Source organism: Helicobacter salomonis (assembly GCF_017979425.1).
Taxonomy (GTDB): Bacteria; Campylobacterota; Campylobacteria; order Campylobacterales; family Helicobacteraceae; genus Helicobacter; species Helicobacter salomonis.
On record NZ_JAERIS010000009.1, the window covers coordinates 19,437 to 37,830 of the forward strand.

An 18,394-nucleotide genomic window follows, 5' to 3' on the forward strand; every position below is an offset into this window, starting at 1 on the left:
CTTAGGGTTTGAGTAAATTTAAGGCTTGGGTGCATAAGTCCTTCCAGCCTGAACTAACCTTAATAGCATCACAGGCTTCAAAGGCTTTTTGGGCTTGGGCGAGATTGTTTTGTTGCTTAAAAATAGTGCCTTGCATGTAAAGAATGCGTGCTTTGTCTTGTTCCTCGAGGGGTTTGGCTAACAGCGCCTCACTTTGTTTGAGTGCGTCTTCTAATTTGTTTTGACGCATGAGCGCGTTGATGAGTTGTTCTTGGGCATAGGGCATGAACGCGTTACTCTGGTGTTCTTGTTGCAGTGCAATGGCATTCTTAGCATAGAGTTCAAGAGTGGTGGGATTATTCGTAGTCTTTTCTTCATTTTGTAATAATAATCCATAGACTTCCAACATGCGTTCATCGTCTTTAAACCACTCTTGAAGCTTTGGAAATACTTTAAAGGCCTCTTGAGGGTTGTTGGTGTGCATATAATCTAAAAATACGGTGAAGGCAATGTCATAGTATTTTTTTTTCTTATTGAGAGTTACCAGAGTGAGCGCGTCTTTGGAAGCAAGCAGGGAATTTTGATAATTGCGCAAGGCGTAGAGATTCTTACCCTGACGATAGAGCCAATCTAGGCGATTTTCGGGATTCTCTGGACTTTTTTCCAGGCCATTTTTTGCAAAAACCTCAGCCTTGTCGTAGAGTTTAGCGCGATAAAAACAATCAAAAGCTTCCAACTGCTCAGTTTGCTCGAACTGTTCTGGATTCAGTGGTATAACCTGAATGAGGTAAGAAACAGCACTTTGACAATCTCCTTCTTTCACCGCGTCTTTACCTAGATGCAATAATGCTTTTTGCATAGGTTCAGCACTCATGGGTAAATCTGGTGCCATGGCTAAAACTTGGCTATAGTAGTGTTCTTCCACCAACATTTGTGCTTTGTAATCCAAAGCTTTTTGATGCTCTCTGGAGCCTTTCGGATAATTTTCAAGAATGTGGTTATAACGGGCGAGTTTTTCCCCAAAGCCCCCGTGCATGAGAAAAAGTATCTCCTCATCGCGTTGTTTTACTGCAGTGATATGCCCTACATTGGTGAAATTGTCTAAATAATCTAAATTAGCCGTATGCGCTTCATTGGGCTGGTTATTCTTGGCATAGAGTAGACCCAACTCAAAGGCAGCCTTCTCCTTGATCACAGGATCGCCATCTTGATTAGCTAAGAGTTTAGCAATGTCGATAGCTGGAGCAAACAACGCATTGGCTTTAAGACTGGTCAACATGGCATAGGATTGAGGCATGTCTTGGAGGAAGAAACTTGGATTAGCCTGTTGAATTTTATTTAAAAGTGAAGTGGCATTGAGACCTTCACGATGCTCGAGCTCAAAAAGCGCCCAAGAAAAAGCGATCAGACTAGCACTTTCCTTATCCTTTGCTTGACTATAAGCCTTTTGAAAGCCGGCAAGTGCAGCACTACGATTACCCTCATTAGCATCCTGTTGTGCCAAACGCATTTGCGATAAAGGTGCATAGCGACTCTGCTGATATTCATTCAACACACGCTTAAATTGCTCGGTGGCCTGTCTAGCGTAGTTGATTTGCGTATAAGCAGTCCCCATTAAGTAGAGGACCTGAGGGACACCTGGATCGGCAGGATATAGTTTGAGCCAGCGTTCCCCAATTTGCAATAAGAGGTCCTGACGCCTTTTAAGCTCTCCTAGAGCAATAATTTCATAGAGATAAAGGTCTTTCCTGAAGACCGTATGAGGGTAAACCTGAAAGATACTCCCAATTGCCTTGAGTGCGTTCAAATAGGATTGTTCTTCCATGAGCTTTTTCACCTGCAAATATCCATCCAGATCGGAACCTTTGGTGTAGTGCAAGGGTTTATTATCCGCCCCTAATTCTTGAATATAAGGTGTCTGAGCATCTTCTATGAGAATAGGAAAATTCAAACCTGCATTGGCCTCTGCTTGCGGGTCTTTGGGAGTGAGAAAAGGGATATTGTGGTGGTAACCCACAATTTGCCATGTTGTGGAATCTTGGGGGCTAGCTTTTTGGATAGGAATGTATTGTCTGTAATCGCGAGGAATTGCAAAGAGTTTTTGCTGGAACTTTGGTCGAATATGCAAATAAAAAACATAGTCTTTCATCTCATAGGAGATGTCAAAAAAAGGCGTTTTTAAGGGTGTGAAACCGGGTTTGGGGATGGAGTGGATCACACAAGTGATCACCTCTGGTGGAATACGCGCTTGAGAGCAAGCAAAAGGGTGGTCATGAGTTAGAGTAAGGGTGGCAAAATCCTGATCCTTTTCTTTGCCTTGCGTGATGCTGAGCTTAAGTGCAAACAGAGAGGTGGAAGCGCATGTTAATAGAGCAACAAACGCGTGTTTAAGTCGCATAGTTTTGGAGCACAAAGACGCTAAACATGCATGCGAGCGCCATCACCACAAGCACACCATAAATGGCATAACTACTATTTAAAGACCCTTGAGGGTGAGGGTTAGCAAAGAACATAGCCATAAATAGGCGCAAATAATATACTGCGGCGATCGCGCTGTTGATCACCATCACCACACATAAGAAGACATTGCCTTGAACCAGCAGATTTTGCAAGACTAACACCTTGCCCCAAAACATGGAAAATGGAGGGATACCTGCCAAAGAAAACAAGAAAATTACCCCCAATAACGCTAAAAAAGGCTGAGTTTTGATCAGCCCATTAAAACGCGCATAAGGATAATTATACTCAGAAGCGCGCCCATCATGCACATTGCTAATGCCCCAAAAGAGCGCAAACGCCCCGACATTGGTAAGCAAGAACAAGAGCCAATAGACGAACATGCTATTAACATTGCCACTAAAGACACAGGCGAGTGCAAAACCAGTATGCGAAATGGAACTATAAGCCATCATGCGCTTAGCGTCTTTTTGCAAGAGGGCTAGGAGATTAGGAATAGTGATGGTGAGCGCAACCAGTGCGTAAAAGAGGGTTTGCAGAAAAACAATCTGGGTAGCTAAAAAGAAGGAAAACACCCGCCAAGCCACCACCAAACCCGCAATTTTAGGCACAATGGAAATAAAAGCCGTAAACACTGGGTTATTGCCCTCGTAAATATCAGGCATCCAAGTGTGGAAGGGCACTAGCGACACCTTAAAACCGATCGCCCCTAGCAAAAACACGCAGGCAAAGACACCAAGCAGGGCGGGGCTAAAATTCTCTGTAAAGGCCATGTTAGAGAGTTCTAAGCTTCCCGTGAGCAAGTAGAGGATCATCACGCCCATGCTAAAAAATACGCTAGCCAACACTCCCATCGTAAAATACTTTAGACCCGCTTCCAGCCCCGTGTTCTTATGATTCAACGCCATCAAGACACACATGGCTAATGAAGCGGTTTCAAGCCCTAAGAGGATCACCACTAAATGATCGCTAGAAACCATTAGTTGGAAACCTGCTACCATGAATAAATAGAGTCCGTAAAATTCTGGGGTTTGGAATTCCTCAAAGCGTTCCTTGCTCCATACCAAGAGCATGAGCAAGAAACTAGCGATCACGATGAGTTTTTGGGCTAGAAGTGCAATCGAATCCACTTCTAAGAGATGCGAGAAACTAAAGGTAGTGCTTATAGGAGCAAAGAGCGCAATAAAATCTAAACTTAAGCACAAAAGCACCAAAGAAATATTGAGATTGCGCGAAAAGGACTTTTTAAAGGCATTAAGCAAGAGGACATACACGCCCCCCAACGCGCTAATGAGCATGGGCAAGATAGCAGGGAGACTGAGTTCTTGTAAAGAAAGAGAGGTGTCCATGACTTTCCTTAGGGAGAGACTAGTAGGCGCGCTTTAGCATTTTGCACTAAGGCCTGCGCGCTGGCTTCTATGGAATTTAAGAGGGGTTTAGGATAGATGCCAAAAAATAAAATGGCAGCGATCAACACGCCTAAAACGCCCTTTTGCTTCCAACATAGATCGCCTAGTATGCGTTTTTGGGGTGTGCCAAAAAAGACTTTTTTATAGAGATTAAGCATGTAGATGGCGGATAAGATGATGGTGATGCCCGCTACAAAGGCAAGCACGGGCGCGCGCTCAAAAAAGCCCAGCAAGCTTAAAAACTCTCCCACAAATGCACTAGTTAAGGGCAATCCCACATTGGCTAGAGCCACGAACATAAAGAAAGTCGCATACACAGGCATGGAATGGGCTAACCCTCTAAAAGCAATAATCTTGCTAGAACCCTGCCTGTTGACTAAAACCCCGATGAGCAAGAAAAGCGCGCTGCTTACCAATCCATGGGAAATCATGGTAAAAACAGCCCCGGCTATCCCCGTTGCATTGAGTGCATAAATCCCCACTAGGGCAACCCCCATGTGCGACATGGAGCTATAGGCCACCAGGCGTTTCATCTCATGTTGGGAGCACGCTAACCAGCCAGCATAGATCACCATCAAGAGGGCGAGCACACATAGGGGAATAAAAAATGTCATGATAAAATCAGGGAAAAAGGGTACAAAAAAGCGTAAAAGGGCATAAGTGCCCATTTTAGAGAGTAGGGCGGCTAATACCACAGAACCCACAATGGGCGCATTTCCATAGGCATGGGGTAACCAACTATGGAAAGGAAAGATAGGAATTTTGACCGCAATTCCCACAAAGAAGGCTAAGGCGACCCATAGGCGCGCATGCTCGGATAGGACCACTTGGGCTAAACTATAGAGATCAAAACTCCATCCTCCAGAGATACTCGCGTAAGCATAGCCGTAGTATAAAATCCCCAAGAGCATGAACAAAGAGGCCACAAAAGTGTACAAAAAGAATTTGAGTCCAGAGTAGATTTTAGCCCCCACCCCAAAACGCCCAATCAGATAGAGCACGGGCAAGAGCGAAACTTCCCAAAACAAATAGAAGAAGATCAGATTAAGTGCGCTAAACACCCCCATGAGCATTCCCTCAACTAATAAAAGCGCGATAATCATAGCCTGTTGGTGGGCGTGTACATAGAGCACACATAAGAAAATCACCAAAGCACTCAGCACCAACAAGAAGAGTGAAATCCCATCCACCCCAACATGGTAATTGATGCCATAATTTTCTAAAAAGCCCAAAGAACCTACTTCCTCAAACTGCATACCTGCTTGTGCGGGATCAAAAAGCACCCACAACCATAGGGCCAAGCATAATTCCACAAACGCTACTAGGACACCATAGCCCTTAGCATGGCGGTTAGACATGCCCAACAAAGGTAAAGCTGCAACCATGGGCAAGAAGATCAACAGACTCAACAAATGCGAAGAGGGCATTAATTGCAAATAATCCATGCTATCTCCAGAAACTCAAAATAGCCAACACCAGCATGACCACCACCCCAAAGCCCATCCATCTTAGGCCCGTGCTCAAATTACCACTTTGCATGGGCACTAAAATTTGAGCCAAGAGGGCGGGGATTTTAGCCAGCGCGTCGATGGCGACATCTAGGGTGCGCACTTCTAGTTTGCGCCATAACAACCTGCCTAAGCGTAAAAAGCCTTGCGCTAATAGAGCATAGAGCTGGGGGATATAGTATTGGTTGTAGAGCAACTTGTAAAGAAAACCATGCCCCTTATTTTTGCAGATAATCCCTTGTTGGTATTTTTTGATTGCATAGACAATGGCGAGCAGCACCAGCCCCGTAGTGAGCGCGAGCAAAAGCCATGTGGGCACAGGATAGTCTAAAAAGGATTGGGGGATCACTTTGGAGAGGGCATGCCAAAAAGAGTGTTCTACAAAGCCGGCTATTATGGCTAAGAGCACAAGGGGGCTCATTGCCACTAACATAAACTTAGGGGCTTCATGGGGGTGTTTAATGCTATGCACTTGGGGGGCAAAAAAGACCAACATCAAGAGTCTAAAGCTGTAAAAGGCGGTGAAGAGTGCTCCAATAAGGAGAGCCAAAAAGAGTCCATGATGTCCCGTGCCAAAGGCAACTTCTAAAATCTTATCTTTGGAGAAAAAGCCCGCAAAGGGGTAAATCCCACACAGCGCCACAGAGGCAATGGTCATGAAAATCGCACTTAACTTTAGAGGTTTGTAGAGCCCGCCCATTTTGCTGATGTCTAATTCGTCATGCATGGCGTGCATCACATTGCCTGCACCCAAGAACAAGAGGGCTTTAAAGAAAGCGTGGGTGAAGAGGTGGAAGAGTGCGACCCAGTAAGCTCCTAAGCCAGCTGCTACAAACATGTAGCCCAACTGAGAGAGGGTGGAGTAGGCGATAATGCGTTTCAAATCTTTATTGACTAAGGCCATGCTTGCCCCAAAGAGGGCCACAAACGCTCCCAAGCACGCAATGGCATAGCCTAACTCAGGTAGGACACTATAGAGCGGGTGGGCGCGCACCAGCAAATAGACCCCTGCGGTTACCATTGTAGCTGCGTGAATCAAGGCCGATACTGGAGTAGGTCCTTCCATTGCGTTGGCTAGCCATGTGTGCAAGGGAAATTGTGCGCTCTTACCCATTGCGCCCACGAATAACAACGCGCCTATGCCCAGCAACATCCCATGATCCACGCCCTGCACATTGGCAAAGACGACCTCATATTGCAACGATCCAAAAGCCCAATAGAGCCATAAAATGCCCAGCAACATGCCCAAATCCGCGATGCGGTTCATCACAAAGGCTTCAATGGAAGCATTATTGGCACTGGCCTTATGATACCAAAACCCAATGAGTAGATAAGAACACAGACCCACTCCCTCCCAGCCCACAAAGAGTCCTAAAAAGTTATCACTCAACACCAAGAAGAGCATGGAAAAGACAAAGCCAGAGAGATAACTAAAGTAGCGGTTATAGCCCTTATCCTCAAGCATGTAGCCAATGGAATAGACATGCACGAGGAGCGAAACCAAAGTAACCACCACGATCATGACTGCATTGATGGGATCGAGCATAAAGGAAAAGCCCACCTTAAATCCACCAATAGCGATCCAATCAAAGAGATAAGCGTTATAAGTGGTATGATCAAAGAAAACACCCTTAGCAAGCACTAATGCGCTGACAAATGCCCCTGCTAAGAGTAGAGAATTGACAATTCCTATATGCACAAGTCTGGCATATCCTCCTAGTAAGCCCGCATAGATCGCACCCAGCAAGGGTAAACACAATACCGCTACCAAGAGCATTTGCGCACAATGGACCTCTAACATACTAGCCTTTCATGCGATTCAGTGTGTCGATGTCTAGGGTCTTGTGCTTTTTAAACCAAAGGATTACCAGCCCTAAGCCTACAGCCACTTCGCCTGCAGCAATGGCTACCATAAACAACGCTACAATCTGCCCATTGATATCTTGTATGTAGTGTCCAATGGCCACAAAGGCAACATTGATGGCATTGAGCATGATTTCTGTAGAGAAGAAGAGCATGAGAATATTTTTGCGACGCAACATACCCGCCAAGCCTATACAAAACAGCAAAGCGCAAAAGACTAGATAATGGGGCAGATCGATCACATGTTTTCCTTTGAGGTGGGGTTAAAATGGCTTTTGCGTAGGGCGGTGGCGATGCCTCCCACCAAAGCAACCAAGAGCATTAAACCACTCACCTCAAAGGCGAGTAAGTATTTGGTAAAGAGCGCGTAGCCGACCAGCTTTGTATTAGAAACCTCGCTAGGCGTGTTATTCAATGCGTCTTTAAGAAAAGAGGCATACTCTCCTACAAAGGGTGCGCCTAAGATCAACACCAGCACAATTGCCATGCACGCCCCCAAAAACACCACGATTTTAGGTGCATGCGCGCGCTCAATGACTTCTTCTGAAGCATTGAAAAACATCATCCCAAAGGCATACATCACGATCACCGCGCCCACATAGACAATGATCTGCACCACGCCCAAGAACTCCGCACCTAATAAAAAGAAAAACGCCGCAATAAAGACCATTGCCACGGCGAGTGCGCTCATCGCATATAGGATATTCTTAGTGGTGATCACCACCAAGGCCATGCCCAGAGTGATGATTGCAAAAAAATAAAAGGCTATGGTATCAAGCATCTTTGTTTTCCTCTTTAGGAGCTTCTTCTTTAGACTCGCTGGCATAATCTAGGGGTGTTTGTTGCAAACGCGTGTGTGCATCCACACTGGGCGCGCCAAAGCCAGCAAATTCTACATGGCTATGATCTTGCGCGCTTTGCACATCGGTTAAAAACTCTGCTTTGCCTCCAAATTGGGAGCGTTGTACACTGCTATTTTCAAAGCGTTGTCCCATCACAATCGCCAGCTCAGGACACACCTCCGCACATAGTCCGCAATAAATGCAACGCCCCAAATTGATAGTGTAGCTATCGATGTGCTTGCGCTCGTCTGCACCTTTATGGGTGATGATGCGGATGCAATTACTAGTGCAAATCTTTTCGCACAACCCGCATCCAATACAGCGCTCAGAGCCCGACTCTAAAAGTCTTTGCAAGTGATGCACGGCACGATAACGCGGGCTTAAGGGCAGAACCTCCATAGGATAATGAATGGTAACATCCTTGCTAAAAAACTCTTTGATAGTGAGTCCTAAGCCCTTGAAGAGGTCCAGTCCAAAGGTGGATTTGAGTGTACCTAAGAACTTTTGGGGAGGAGTGGCAGGTTTTTGTTCCTGCGTGATCCATTTGTAGCGTTGTTGCGCCATGCTTTCTCCTTAGATTAAGATGACAAGCCCAGTAACCAAGATATTGAGCAATGAGAGGGGTAGCATGATCTTCCAGCACAAACGCATGAGTTGATCAGGGCGCACATGCGGGAAAGTCGCGCGCGCCCACATTGCCAAGAAGACAAAAAAGCACACCTTGAGCAAGATTGCCACCCCCCCTGGAATAAAGCCTATAGGATTATACCCTCCAAAGAAAATCAGCGAGATCACAAAACAGAAGGCGAAAAGATGGGCGTATTCGGCTAGAAAGAACATTCCCCATCTTAGCCCGCTGTACTCGGTACAAAACCCAGCCACAATTTCGGCTTCGTGTTCGAGCAAATCAAAGGGGGTGCGATTGAGCTCGGCATAACTGGCCACCAAGAACAAGAAAAAGGCTAGAGGTTGTTTGAAAACCAACCAATGCAAGATTCCTCCAGCTTGGTAATTGTTAATTTCAATTAAAGAGAGCGAGCCTACTACCATCAGGGGAGCTAGGATCGTCAGCGTGCTCACTACCTCAAAGCTCAATAACTGGATGGCCGCGCGCGCTGCTCCGATGAGAGAATACTTACTATTAGAAGCCAAGCCAGCCAGCAGGGGCGCGTAAATCCCTGCCGCACCCACGGCTAAAAAGAAGAGCAGACCGACATTGATGTCTGAAATGATGGGTCGAATCGTGTATCCAAAGAGGGTGAAATCCCCAAAAAAGGGAATGGGTGCCATAGAAACAAAAGCACTCACCATAGCGATGACAGGCGCGACCGCAAAGATGAGGCGGTTGGCATGCTGAGGGATCACATCTTCCTTACAAAAGAGCTTGATCGCATCAGCAATCACTTGTAAGAGCCCAAAGGGACCAACATAGGTCGGTCCTAAGCGGCGTTGGAAGATTGCTAAAACCTTGCGCTCTAAGTAAGTGGCAAATGCGCCCAAGCCTGCAAATACCAGCACTACAACCAAAATTTTGATGCAGGTTTCTATGATCTCAGCACTCATGTGCGCTCCAACTCTAGGGTGCTAAATAGCCCCTGGGCAAAGATCCCCTGTGTGTCTAAATTGGGGCTCACCATAAAAATTTCTTGCTCGAGGCTGTGATCCACATAAAGTGTTCCCTCTAAACTCTGATCACCCTTTTTCAGACGCACACAAACACCCTCCTCTAGTCCCAGCTTTTCTAGGTGTGCCGGAGAAACATAGACCCCCGCTTTGAGCTGTAATTGGTTGCTCTGCAAAGTGGGTGTGCCAAATTGGGTTTCGGGGTATTTGCAATAGGCATTAAACTTGCTGGGCAAGATCGCTTGAATGGGTGTAGCAGAGGGGGTGGGGGTGGCGTAGTGAGGGGTGTCTAGTTTGTAGCCTCGCTGGTTAGACTTATCATTGCTGTAGAAGTTTTTGAGATGATCGTAGATAATGGGCTTATAACCCTTTTCTTGGGGGAGTAAATGAGTGTAATCTACCAAGCTTTCCCCAACACAGCCAAAATACTGGGCGATATCGCTCAGATCAAAGCCCTCAAAACGCAAAGCGGGTCTAATGGGCAATAAACGCCCCTCAAAATTAGTTATACTCGCTTCTAGTTGGTTAAAACTGGGCAAAATAAAATCTACCTTACGCGCACCCTCATTATCACAATCTAAAGTGTAATCCCCCTGAGTGCGAATCCCTACACTAGGAGACTCCATTGTGGGCGCGTCCAAAGTGCAGATAGAAGCGATGCCTAGCGCATTGCTACTAGGGGGGACTAAGATCACTTGACAACGCGCGGATAGCTCTCTTAAAAGGAGGGCGATGTTAGAAGCGCGCGGGTGGGTATAGAGTTCCTGCCCGGCAATGAGCACGATTTTAGAGGCTTTGGCAATTAAAGCTTGCATTTTCTCAAAATCACACTGAGCCAGCCCAATGGATTCTAACATGGCGTAGTAGGGTTTCTCGCCCTCGCTTGAGCTCTCCAGGAGGGGCTGTAAGCTGGGATGTTCTAGCCCTAGGGCGTGCAGAATTGCGCCTAGCACAATCTCTTCAGCTTGGGGGGCGTGGGTGAGGGGTAGGACTGCGCGGCAAATCTTATTGATCGCCTTGTCGATGATGGGGTGGGCGTAGATAAGCGCACTGCCCTTATTGACCTTGAGCGCATTGGCGATGGCGTATTTAATCAAAGGATTTTCTGTACGGATTTTAGAACCCAAAGTCAAAATAAGATTAGCCTGCTTGATGTCTTCTAAATTGCCAAAAGCGCTCGGTTGGAAGATATTTAAGAAATTTTGAAACGTGTGCACTTCCTCATTGACAAGTTTAAAACCTAGTTCTTGGCGCAAATGCTCCAACAAATAAGCCTCCTCATTGCTCGCATCTCCCCCGATATACACCACCTTAGCCTCTTGGAATTTTTGCACGGCCTGCTCAACGTGTGCACTTCCCTTGGGGCTGGAATGCACATCAAAGGCAAAACGCCCTGCCCCACAGATGGGGTTATGGTAAAAATCATTGCCCACCCGAAAGATTTTGAGTGTATCGCCCAAAGTGTCAAAGTGGCGCACTTCATAGCTAATATAGCATCCAGCTGCACAATGTGCGCAAGTAGAGTCAATGCGTTTGAGTTCCCACGCATTCGCACTATAACTAAAATCCTTATAGACAATTGCGCCCACTGGACACACCGCGATACACTCTCCGCAATCAAAACAAGGCGTGTCACCCACAAAACCGATCATCCCCTTTTGTTTGCGACTCCACACGCTGAAAGGGTCTTTAGGCATGCTAGTTTTGAATTTATCTGGAGCGTGCAGATCCGCTTTGATTGCCTTTAAATTGCTATCCCCGATATTATCACTACAAGTAGTGACGCAACGCTCACACATGATGCACAAGTTAGGGTCATAAGAAGCCTGCGCCCAAAAGGCGAAGGGTTTTAAATTGTCGCGCACGGCAAAGGGCTGGGTGTCTACCTGCATGCGCATGGTCATGTCCTGCAATTCGCACTCCCCGCTCTTATCACACACCCCACACTCTAAAGGGTGGTTGACATCATAAGTTTGCATGATCATTTTGCGCTCGGCTACGATCTCTAGTGTGTTAGTGCATACCTGCGTGTTGGGCTTGGCTTTGGTGTTACAGCCATAAACGCGTTTGCCATCCACCTCCACCATGCACATCTTGCACGCCACGGTGGGGCAACACCCGCTTAGATAACAAATGGCGGGGATGTAAACCCCCGCACTCCTAGCAGCTTCTAAAATGGTTTGCCCCTCTTGAAACGCGACTTCCTGCCCATCAATGTTAAAAACCATCAAGCCCCCTTTTTGACCACTAAGGTCCAATCCACGCGATTAAAGCGCAGAGAGTTCATCAAAGTATCCCCCCTAGCCTTGACAAACTCTGCACTCTGCTCCACTAGATCAAAATCTACCACCTCAACCATGAAAATCACCACCTCGCCCACGCTCACACTGCTATCCAAGATCTCCCCCAAGCGCTTCAACACCACCTCGTTAGTCTCATCTCTCAAGTGGCGTAAATCAAAACGCCTCATCGATCCACCTCTCCAAAGACGGCATTACTCGATCCGATGATGGTTACTGCATCTGCTAAATACTGCCCCACAAGCACATCTTGCAACGATCCAATATGAAAGAAACTGGGAGCACGGATTTTTAAGCGGTAAGCATAGGGCTGCCCTTCAGAGTGGATAAAAAAGCCCAGCTCGCCCTTGGGCGATTCGGTGGGCGCATACACCTCGCCTTTTGGGGGGCGCATGCCCTGAGTTACCAGCACAAAGTGTTGCATCAAGGCGTAGTTTTGGGTCATGACGTCTTCTTTGGGTGCGCTGATGTAATCGGGAGCTTTAGCCATGATGGGCGTGTCTGTGGGCGCATACATGGGGATGAGTTGCTCTAAGATACGCAAGGATTGCTCGATTTCATACATGTAGAGCAAGTAGCGATCGTAAGAATCCCCATTAGAACCCACTGGAATATCAAAGTCCAGCTCTGGGTAAAGCTCATAGGGTTCTTCCTTGCGTACATCATAGGCAATTCCGGTGGCGCGCAACATGATTCCACTCGCCCCCCATGATTTTGCCATCTCTTGGGTGAGAGTGCCCACATTCTCTAGGCGCGCGCGCCAAATGCGGTTGCTATCTAGTAGCCCACTGATGAGTTTATGGGTGGCGCGCACTTCTTTGATGAAGCCTTGCAAACTCTCACACCAATGAGGGGGTAAGTCCATCGGCACTCCCCCGATGCGAATGGCGTTGTGCGTGAGCCGCGCCCCGCAATAATCCTCCATTAAATCTAGTCCATATTCGCGCGTTTTAAAACAATAGAGAAACACCGACATCGCGCCCACATCTAGGGCATGCACGCTCAAGAAAAAAACATGGGAGATGACGCGGTTGAGCTCTAAAAGCATGGTGCGAATCACCTGCGCGCGTCTAGGGATTTCTAGCCCGATGAGTTTTTCCACCGCATAAGCGTAAGCGTAGTTATTGCTGGTAGAAGAAGTGTAATCTAGGCGATCTGTAGTGGGCATGTATTCATTATAGGTCATGTTTTCGCCCAATTTTTCACACCCGCGGTGCAAATATCCGATTTCTGGGGTGGCTTTGGTAATCTTCTCTCCGTCTAACTCCAAGATCAGGCGTAGCTGTCCGTGCGAAGAAGGGTGCTGGGGACCAAAATTAACCACCATTTTGTTGCCATCCTGCTCAAAGAGCACATTTTCAAACTGGGGTTTGAGTTTGGTAAAAATCTGTGCCATTAGGGTCGCTCTTTGAGTTCTGTGGGCTCGTTGGTATGTAGGTCTTTGACAAATAAGGATTTTTGGAAGGCATGCTTGCCCGGGTTATCCTCAAGGCTCAAGCCCTTAGCTTGCTCATGCCCCACTTTAGAGAAGTTGAAGGTATCCTTCTCATCTACGCGCGCGCTGTCACGCTGTTCGGGCCCGATAATCTCGCGGTATTCCTTGCCAAAAATCTTATCCACCTCATACCATGCGGCGTGTTCATCGCCTTTGAGCGGGTAGGATTTTAACAAGGGATGGCCCACCCAATCTTCAGGCATCAAAATACGGCGCAAATGGGGGTGGTTTTCAAAAACAATGCCAAACATATCATAAGCCTCGCGTTCACTCCACAGCGCGGACCTGAACAGATGGCTTAAGGATTCCACGCTCTCTTGTGCACCCAAAGTGCATTTAACGCGCACGCGCCGTTTGTCTGCAAAACTGGGCAAATAGGAGACAAATTGATAAAAGAGTTCGAATTGATCACGCTGCTCTAAAAAGTCGATGGCACTCATTTCGCTCAAAGTGCTATAACCCACTTTTTTAAGCACGGCAGCCACCCCTGCTATATCTTGCTTTGCCACCCAAAAGACCGCACAACCAAGCTCAATATAGCTTTCTAAAATCTGGTGTGCATAACTGAGATGGTTATAGATAACTTCATAGGGCGTGCCCACGACGGGGGCTTTGGGTGTGCCCCTAACCACATGAAAGCGATCGGAATAATGCACCTGTTTTTGCACATTGGCATTAGGACGCTGCTTTCTAACCATTTGTGATCCTTGCTAGACTTTTGCGCGGGTCGGTTTTAATCGCCTTAGTGCGGCGGATTTTATCCTGCAAGACCATCAAGGCGTATTGCAAAGTTTCCGGGCGAGGGGCGCAACCGGGTAGGTAGATATCCACTGGAATGATGCGATCCACACCCTGCACGGTGGCATAAGTGTTGAACATTCCCCCCGTGTTCGCACATGAGCCCATAGAAATTACCCACTTAGGTTCGGGCATTTGGTCGTAAAGGCGACGGGTGAATTCGGCGTGTTTTTTGGTGAGAGTGCCTGCGATGATCATCACATCAGATTGTCTAGGCGAGGCTCTAAAAATAGTTCCAAAGCGATCAAAATCAAAGCGCGAGCCCCCCGTAGCCATCATCTCAATCGCACAACAAGCCAGCCCATAAGTGAGAGGCCAGAGCGAATTACTACGTCCCCAGTTGAGCAGGTGGTCTAAAGTGGTGAGTGCGATGGGAAGCCCGCTATTTTTGAGATAATTTACTGCATGCTGTGCCATTCTAGCGCTCCTCTCTTTAAGGCATAAACAAAGCCAATCCCTAGCAAGGCGATGAAACTCAACATCTCCATAAAGCCAAATAGCCCCAAGTCTTTGAAATCTAATGCCCACGGAAACATGAAGACGATCTCCACATCAAAGAGAATGAAAAGCATCGCCATGACATAGAATTGGTGGCTAACGCGGTTCTGTTGTTTGAGGGCTAGGGGTCCACACTCATAAGCGGCGAGTTTGAGCTTTTCGTTTTTGCGTTGCGCCATCGCACGGCTGATAAAGCGTTGGATTTTTAAAGTCCAGTTGAACACCACAAAGCTAAAGACCAAGAGAACAAACACCCCAAAGTAGGGATGCTCTACCACACCACTTGTTCCCACCACTAGCTCCATATCATGATCTAAACGAGTTATTAAAGCATAATTTCATTAATGCAAACTTTGATGGGGTGGAGAGTAGTAGATCATCACATAGCGATCAAATGTATCTTAAAGATTAAAATGACTAGAGGATGCGCTCAACTCTTCAAAACTCCCCAATTTGGCGCGATGCTGGTGTGGCATTCTAGGGGAACCCTAAGTGGGTAAATGCTCTCCATCAAGTCTTTGAGCTCTTTGGCTAGAGTGGGTGCTTGCATGCGGGGTGTTTCTAAAATGATTTCATCATGCACCTGCACTAACATGCTGGTTTGAGGATATGCAGCGATGTGCGCGCTGATTTTGAGCATGGCGAGTTTAACCAGATCGCTTGCACTGCCCTGAAAGAGGGTGTTAACCCCTTCACGTAAGTATTCGGCTTGGAGTTTGGGATTAGCATGGGTGAAGTCAAAATGGCGTTCATGGCCTAAGAGCGTGGTGATTTTGCCCTCTTGTTGTAACTGCGTTTTGGTTTGCTCTAAAAAGTCTTTAATAGTGGGGAAGGTGCTAAAGTAGCGTTCAATGTAGTTTTTTGCCTCTTGTTGGCTGATTTTAAGCACCTGTGCCAGGCGTTTGGGTCCCATACCATAGAGCAAGGCAAAATTAATACTCTTGGCAGCATGGCGTTTAGAGGGGTCATTGAAAAGAGCTAGAGCGGTGTTAAGATGAATATCCTCCCCTTGCAAAAAGGCGTTAATAAGGTGTGTATCCGCGCTAAAATGGGCTAGAAGTCTGAGCTCAATTTGGGAGTAATCCAGTCCTAACAAGATTAAATCGGGCGCACTAGGAATGAATCCAGTCGCAATTTTTTTGCCCAGTGGAGTGCGTATGGGGATATTTTGCAGATTGGGATGGGCAGAAGAGAGCCTAGAGCTTGCGGTGCTGTGTTGGTAAAAAATAGTGTGGATTTTGCCATGCGTGCTTTGAGTAAGCAAGGGTTCTACATAGGTGGATTGGAGCTTGAACACCTCGCGGTATTCTAAGAGGGTCTCTAGCAGTGTAGCGACCTCCACGCCCTGAATGCACGCGCCCTGATAACTCTCTTGCAGGGCTTTTAAACTCGCCTCATCTGTAGACAAGCCCGTCTTGATCTTCTTAACCCCCTTAGCTTGTAACCCTAAGTGTTGGTAGAGAAACTGCGCCCATTGTTTGGTGGAATTGACATTAAGAGGGGTGTGTGCTAGTGCATGGATTTTAGCCTCAAGGCGGGCTAGAGTCTGTTTAAATTCCTGGCATAAGTCTTGAAAATACGCTCGATCCACGCTAAAGCCATGCGCTTGCATGCGCAATAAGAGATTTAAAAGCGGATACTCTAGGGTGTGGGCTAATTCTAAGAGTGCGGGGTTTAATGTGCTTGTGTAATGAGTGTAAGCGGTCGCGATGAGCTGTGCGTTGCACTCCAACATCCAGGCATTTAAGGGGGCATTGGGTTTGCTTTCAAAGGCCTCTAGGCCGAACAACTTAGCCAGCGCACTGATCTTGGGCTCTAGGTTTGAGCGATCTAGCCATGCTAAGAGTGCGACATCTTCATAGTCTTGTGGGGGTTCTAGGGAGTAACGCTGATGCAACGCAAGAAAGATTTCTTTGATCTGGTAGCCTACGAGCTTACGCTGGTAGAGCGCTTGCAGGCATGCTGGAGCTTGGGGAGTTTGTAGGTCTAAGAGCAGAAAAGAGGGCGTGCCCTCTAAATTCAAAATCCCCAACCAATTTTGCTCTAAGCAGATGACAAATGTGCGCCCTAATGTGATGGAATCTAAAATTTGTTCGAGGGTGTTAGACTGGGGCTTGGGCGGTGTGGGAATTTTAGGTGTATGGGTGGGTTCAATTTGCTTGAGTAGGGCAAACATCTCATAATGTTCTAACGCGTCTGCAATGCGCAATAAGGGGTTTTCTTGAGGAAAGGGCTTTAGAGGGGGAGGTGCACTAAAAAGAGAGCTCTCTAGGATAGCAAGTTGTCGGCTCAAAAAGGCTTGTTCTTTATCTCTTAAGAGCGCATGTTGTAATTTGGAGGGGAGTTTTACCTCTGTGATCCCCCTAGTTTCTAGGGTATGGTAGAGATTTTCTAAAGTCCCAAAGGCCTGAATCAGTTTAGTGCCATAGGTAGGCCCAATGCCCTCCACTCCCTTGTATCCATCGCTACTATCCCCAATCAAGCCCTGGTATTGCACAAATTGATGGGGGTAAATGCCATATTTTTCTAGGCATTCCTCTATCCCTTTGAGTGCATGGGTGCTTGGATCGCATAAGAAAACATGTGGATTCACTAATTGATAAAAATCCTTATCCATACTAAAAATGCGCACTTGTTCTTCTGCAAAACAAGCACACAGGCTTGCAATCACATCATCGCTCTCATACCCTTCAACACTGAAGATATCTAGCTCCATGGCCTTGATCCACTCCAAAATGATGGGTAATTGTTCCTCTAGGCCGGGTGGGGCAACACGATTAGCTTTATAGGCGGGGTAGAGAGTTTTGCGCTTATTGACTTTGCTTTCCAGGGCAAAGACAAGGTGATCGCCTCCGCATTTATACACCTGTTGCACCACACGCACAAAGGCACTCAGCCATGCAGTGTTGGTGCCCGTAGAAGTGCGTAAATCCTGTAAGTGGTAGTAGAATTTAAAGAGCAGACTAAAAGTGTCAACTAGATGGAGTTTCAGATGTGTCCTTTAAACACGCACTAAAGAGATATTGGTGATCTTGAGGCAGGGCCTTGTAAAGCGCAAAGGCGAGTTGGCGGATCTCCCAAAGTGCTTTAGAGTCCGTGCGCAAGGAGAGAAAATTCTGCAAACTGCGTGCGTTTACACTAAAAGCTAAGCTGGTCTTATAACTCTCTGGCATGGCGAATTTGGCGTAGTCATTCTTGACATGGCTGCTAATCAAGAGGCGTAGGTTTTCTAGCGCCTGCACGCTGGCTTTATCCACCGCCTCTACCCCCGTGAAGACCAAGAATTTTTGCGCGCGTGTTAGATTTTCCTCATAAAGAGGTAGAAAACTCTCTTCTTGTTTGAGTTCACTCAAGGTGTAGCGGCTGGATTTAACGGAGAAACTTGCCATGCGATGGCGCGCGAGTTCTTGCAAACAAGCGCGGCTAATGTCCTTGATCTCAAAATTGTAAAACAAGTGCTCTAGGGTAGAGTTATGGCGGTATTTATTGGCGACACGATCGATGAGTTCTAAATCTTTGCGCCCACCTCCATCGCTGTAGGCAAAGCTTTGGTAACAAGTGCGGATGGCTTCATAGCAACAATGCAGCGGGGTGGCGTGTTTAAGAGTTACTTGCATGGCTC

At 46.9% G+C, this 18,394-nt stretch carries 16 protein-coding genes; all 16 read right to left on the minus strand.

Annotated elements, in window-relative coordinates:
* Nucleotide 1: 1 nt before the first annotated feature.
* On the minus strand, nucleotides 2-2,392 hold the full coding sequence (locus KCO92_RS03245; RefSeq protein WP_233710922.1) for a DUF7494 domain-containing protein: 2,391 nt from the start codon (nucleotides 2,390-2,392) through the stop codon (nucleotides 2-4).
* The gene (locus KCO92_RS03250) at nucleotides 2,367-3,785 is read right to left on the minus strand and encodes an NADH-quinone oxidoreductase subunit N (protein WP_104695248.1); all 1,419 of its coding nucleotides are present in this window, start codon (nucleotides 3,783-3,785) and stop codon (nucleotides 2,367-2,369) included. The genes KCO92_RS03245 and KCO92_RS03250 overlap by 26 nt, the downstream gene beginning before the upstream one ends.
* Before the next feature lie 8 nt (nucleotides 3,786-3,793).
* On the minus strand, nucleotides 3,794-5,290 hold the full coding sequence (locus KCO92_RS03255) for an NADH-quinone oxidoreductase subunit M (protein ID WP_104695247.1): 1,497 nt from the start codon (nucleotides 5,288-5,290) through the stop codon (nucleotides 3,794-3,796).
* 1 nt (nucleotide 5,291) lies between these two features.
* Nucleotides 5,292-7,154, minus strand: coding sequence for an NADH-quinone oxidoreductase subunit L (nuoL, locus tag KCO92_RS03260; protein WP_104695246.1), 1,863 nt, complete (start codon nucleotides 7,152-7,154; stop codon nucleotides 5,292-5,294).
* 1 nt (nucleotide 7,155) lies between these two features.
* Nucleotides 7,156-7,458, minus strand: a complete 303-nt coding sequence (gene nuoK, locus KCO92_RS03265; RefSeq protein WP_104695245.1) for an NADH-quinone oxidoreductase subunit NuoK — start codon at nucleotides 7,456-7,458, stop codon at nucleotides 7,156-7,158.
* Complete coding sequence (locus KCO92_RS03270; RefSeq protein ID WP_104695244.1) at nucleotides 7,455-7,997, minus strand: NADH-quinone oxidoreductase subunit J; 543 nt, start codon at nucleotides 7,995-7,997, stop codon at nucleotides 7,455-7,457. Before KCO92_RS03270 ends, nuoK begins: the two co-directional genes overlap by 4 nt.
* On the minus strand, nucleotides 7,990-8,622 hold the full coding sequence (gene nuoI / locus KCO92_RS03275) for an NADH-quinone oxidoreductase subunit NuoI (protein ID WP_104695243.1): 633 nt from the start codon (nucleotides 8,620-8,622) through the stop codon (nucleotides 7,990-7,992). The genes KCO92_RS03270 and nuoI overlap by 8 nt, the downstream gene beginning before the upstream one ends.
* 9 nt (nucleotides 8,623-8,631) lie before the next feature.
* Complete coding sequence (gene nuoH / locus KCO92_RS03280; RefSeq protein WP_104695242.1) at nucleotides 8,632-9,621, minus strand: NADH-quinone oxidoreductase subunit NuoH; 990 nt, start codon at nucleotides 9,619-9,621, stop codon at nucleotides 8,632-8,634.
* A complete protein-coding gene (locus KCO92_RS03285; RefSeq protein WP_411710207.1) occupies nucleotides 9,618-11,912 on the minus strand; it encodes an NADH-quinone oxidoreductase subunit G in 2,295 nt (764 codons plus the stop codon). The genes nuoH and KCO92_RS03285 overlap by 4 nt, the downstream gene beginning before the upstream one ends.
* The gene (locus tag KCO92_RS03290; protein ID WP_104695240.1) at nucleotides 11,909-12,151 is read right to left on the minus strand and encodes an NADH-ubiquinone oxidoreductase subunit E family protein; all 243 of its coding nucleotides are present in this window, start codon (nucleotides 12,149-12,151) and stop codon (nucleotides 11,909-11,911) included. The genes KCO92_RS03285 and KCO92_RS03290 overlap by 4 nt, the downstream gene beginning before the upstream one ends.
* Nucleotides 12,148-13,377: an NADH dehydrogenase (quinone) subunit D gene (gene nuoD / locus KCO92_RS03295; protein ID WP_104695239.1), complete on the minus strand. Its 1,230-nt coding sequence runs from the start codon at nucleotides 13,375-13,377 to the stop codon at nucleotides 12,148-12,150. The genes KCO92_RS03290 and nuoD overlap by 4 nt, the downstream gene beginning before the upstream one ends.
* Nucleotides 13,377-14,174, minus strand: coding sequence for an NADH-quinone oxidoreductase subunit C (locus KCO92_RS03300; protein ID WP_104695238.1), 798 nt, complete (start codon nucleotides 14,172-14,174; stop codon nucleotides 13,377-13,379). Before KCO92_RS03300 ends, nuoD begins: the two co-directional genes overlap by 1 nt.
* On the minus strand, nucleotides 14,167-14,691 hold the full coding sequence (locus KCO92_RS03305) for a NuoB/complex I 20 kDa subunit family protein (RefSeq protein WP_104695237.1): 525 nt from the start codon (nucleotides 14,689-14,691) through the stop codon (nucleotides 14,167-14,169). The genes KCO92_RS03300 and KCO92_RS03305 overlap by 8 nt, the downstream gene beginning before the upstream one ends.
* A complete protein-coding gene (locus KCO92_RS03310; protein WP_345719211.1) occupies nucleotides 14,673-15,065 on the minus strand; it encodes an NAD(P)H-quinone oxidoreductase subunit 3 in 393 nt (130 codons plus the stop codon). Before KCO92_RS03310 ends, KCO92_RS03305 begins: the two co-directional genes overlap by 19 nt.
* Before the next feature lie 137 nt (nucleotides 15,066-15,202).
* Nucleotides 15,203-17,764 carry a DNA polymerase gene (locus KCO92_RS03315; RefSeq protein ID WP_104695235.1) on the minus strand — a complete coding sequence of 854 codons (2,562 nt, stop codon included), beginning with the start codon at nucleotides 17,762-17,764 and terminating at the stop codon, nucleotides 15,203-15,205.
* Nucleotides 17,745-18,389, minus strand: a complete 645-nt coding sequence (thyX, locus tag KCO92_RS03320) for an FAD-dependent thymidylate synthase (protein WP_104695234.1) — start codon at nucleotides 18,387-18,389, stop codon at nucleotides 17,745-17,747. The genes KCO92_RS03315 and thyX overlap by 20 nt, the downstream gene beginning before the upstream one ends.
* Nucleotides 18,390-18,394: the final 5 nt, after the last annotated feature.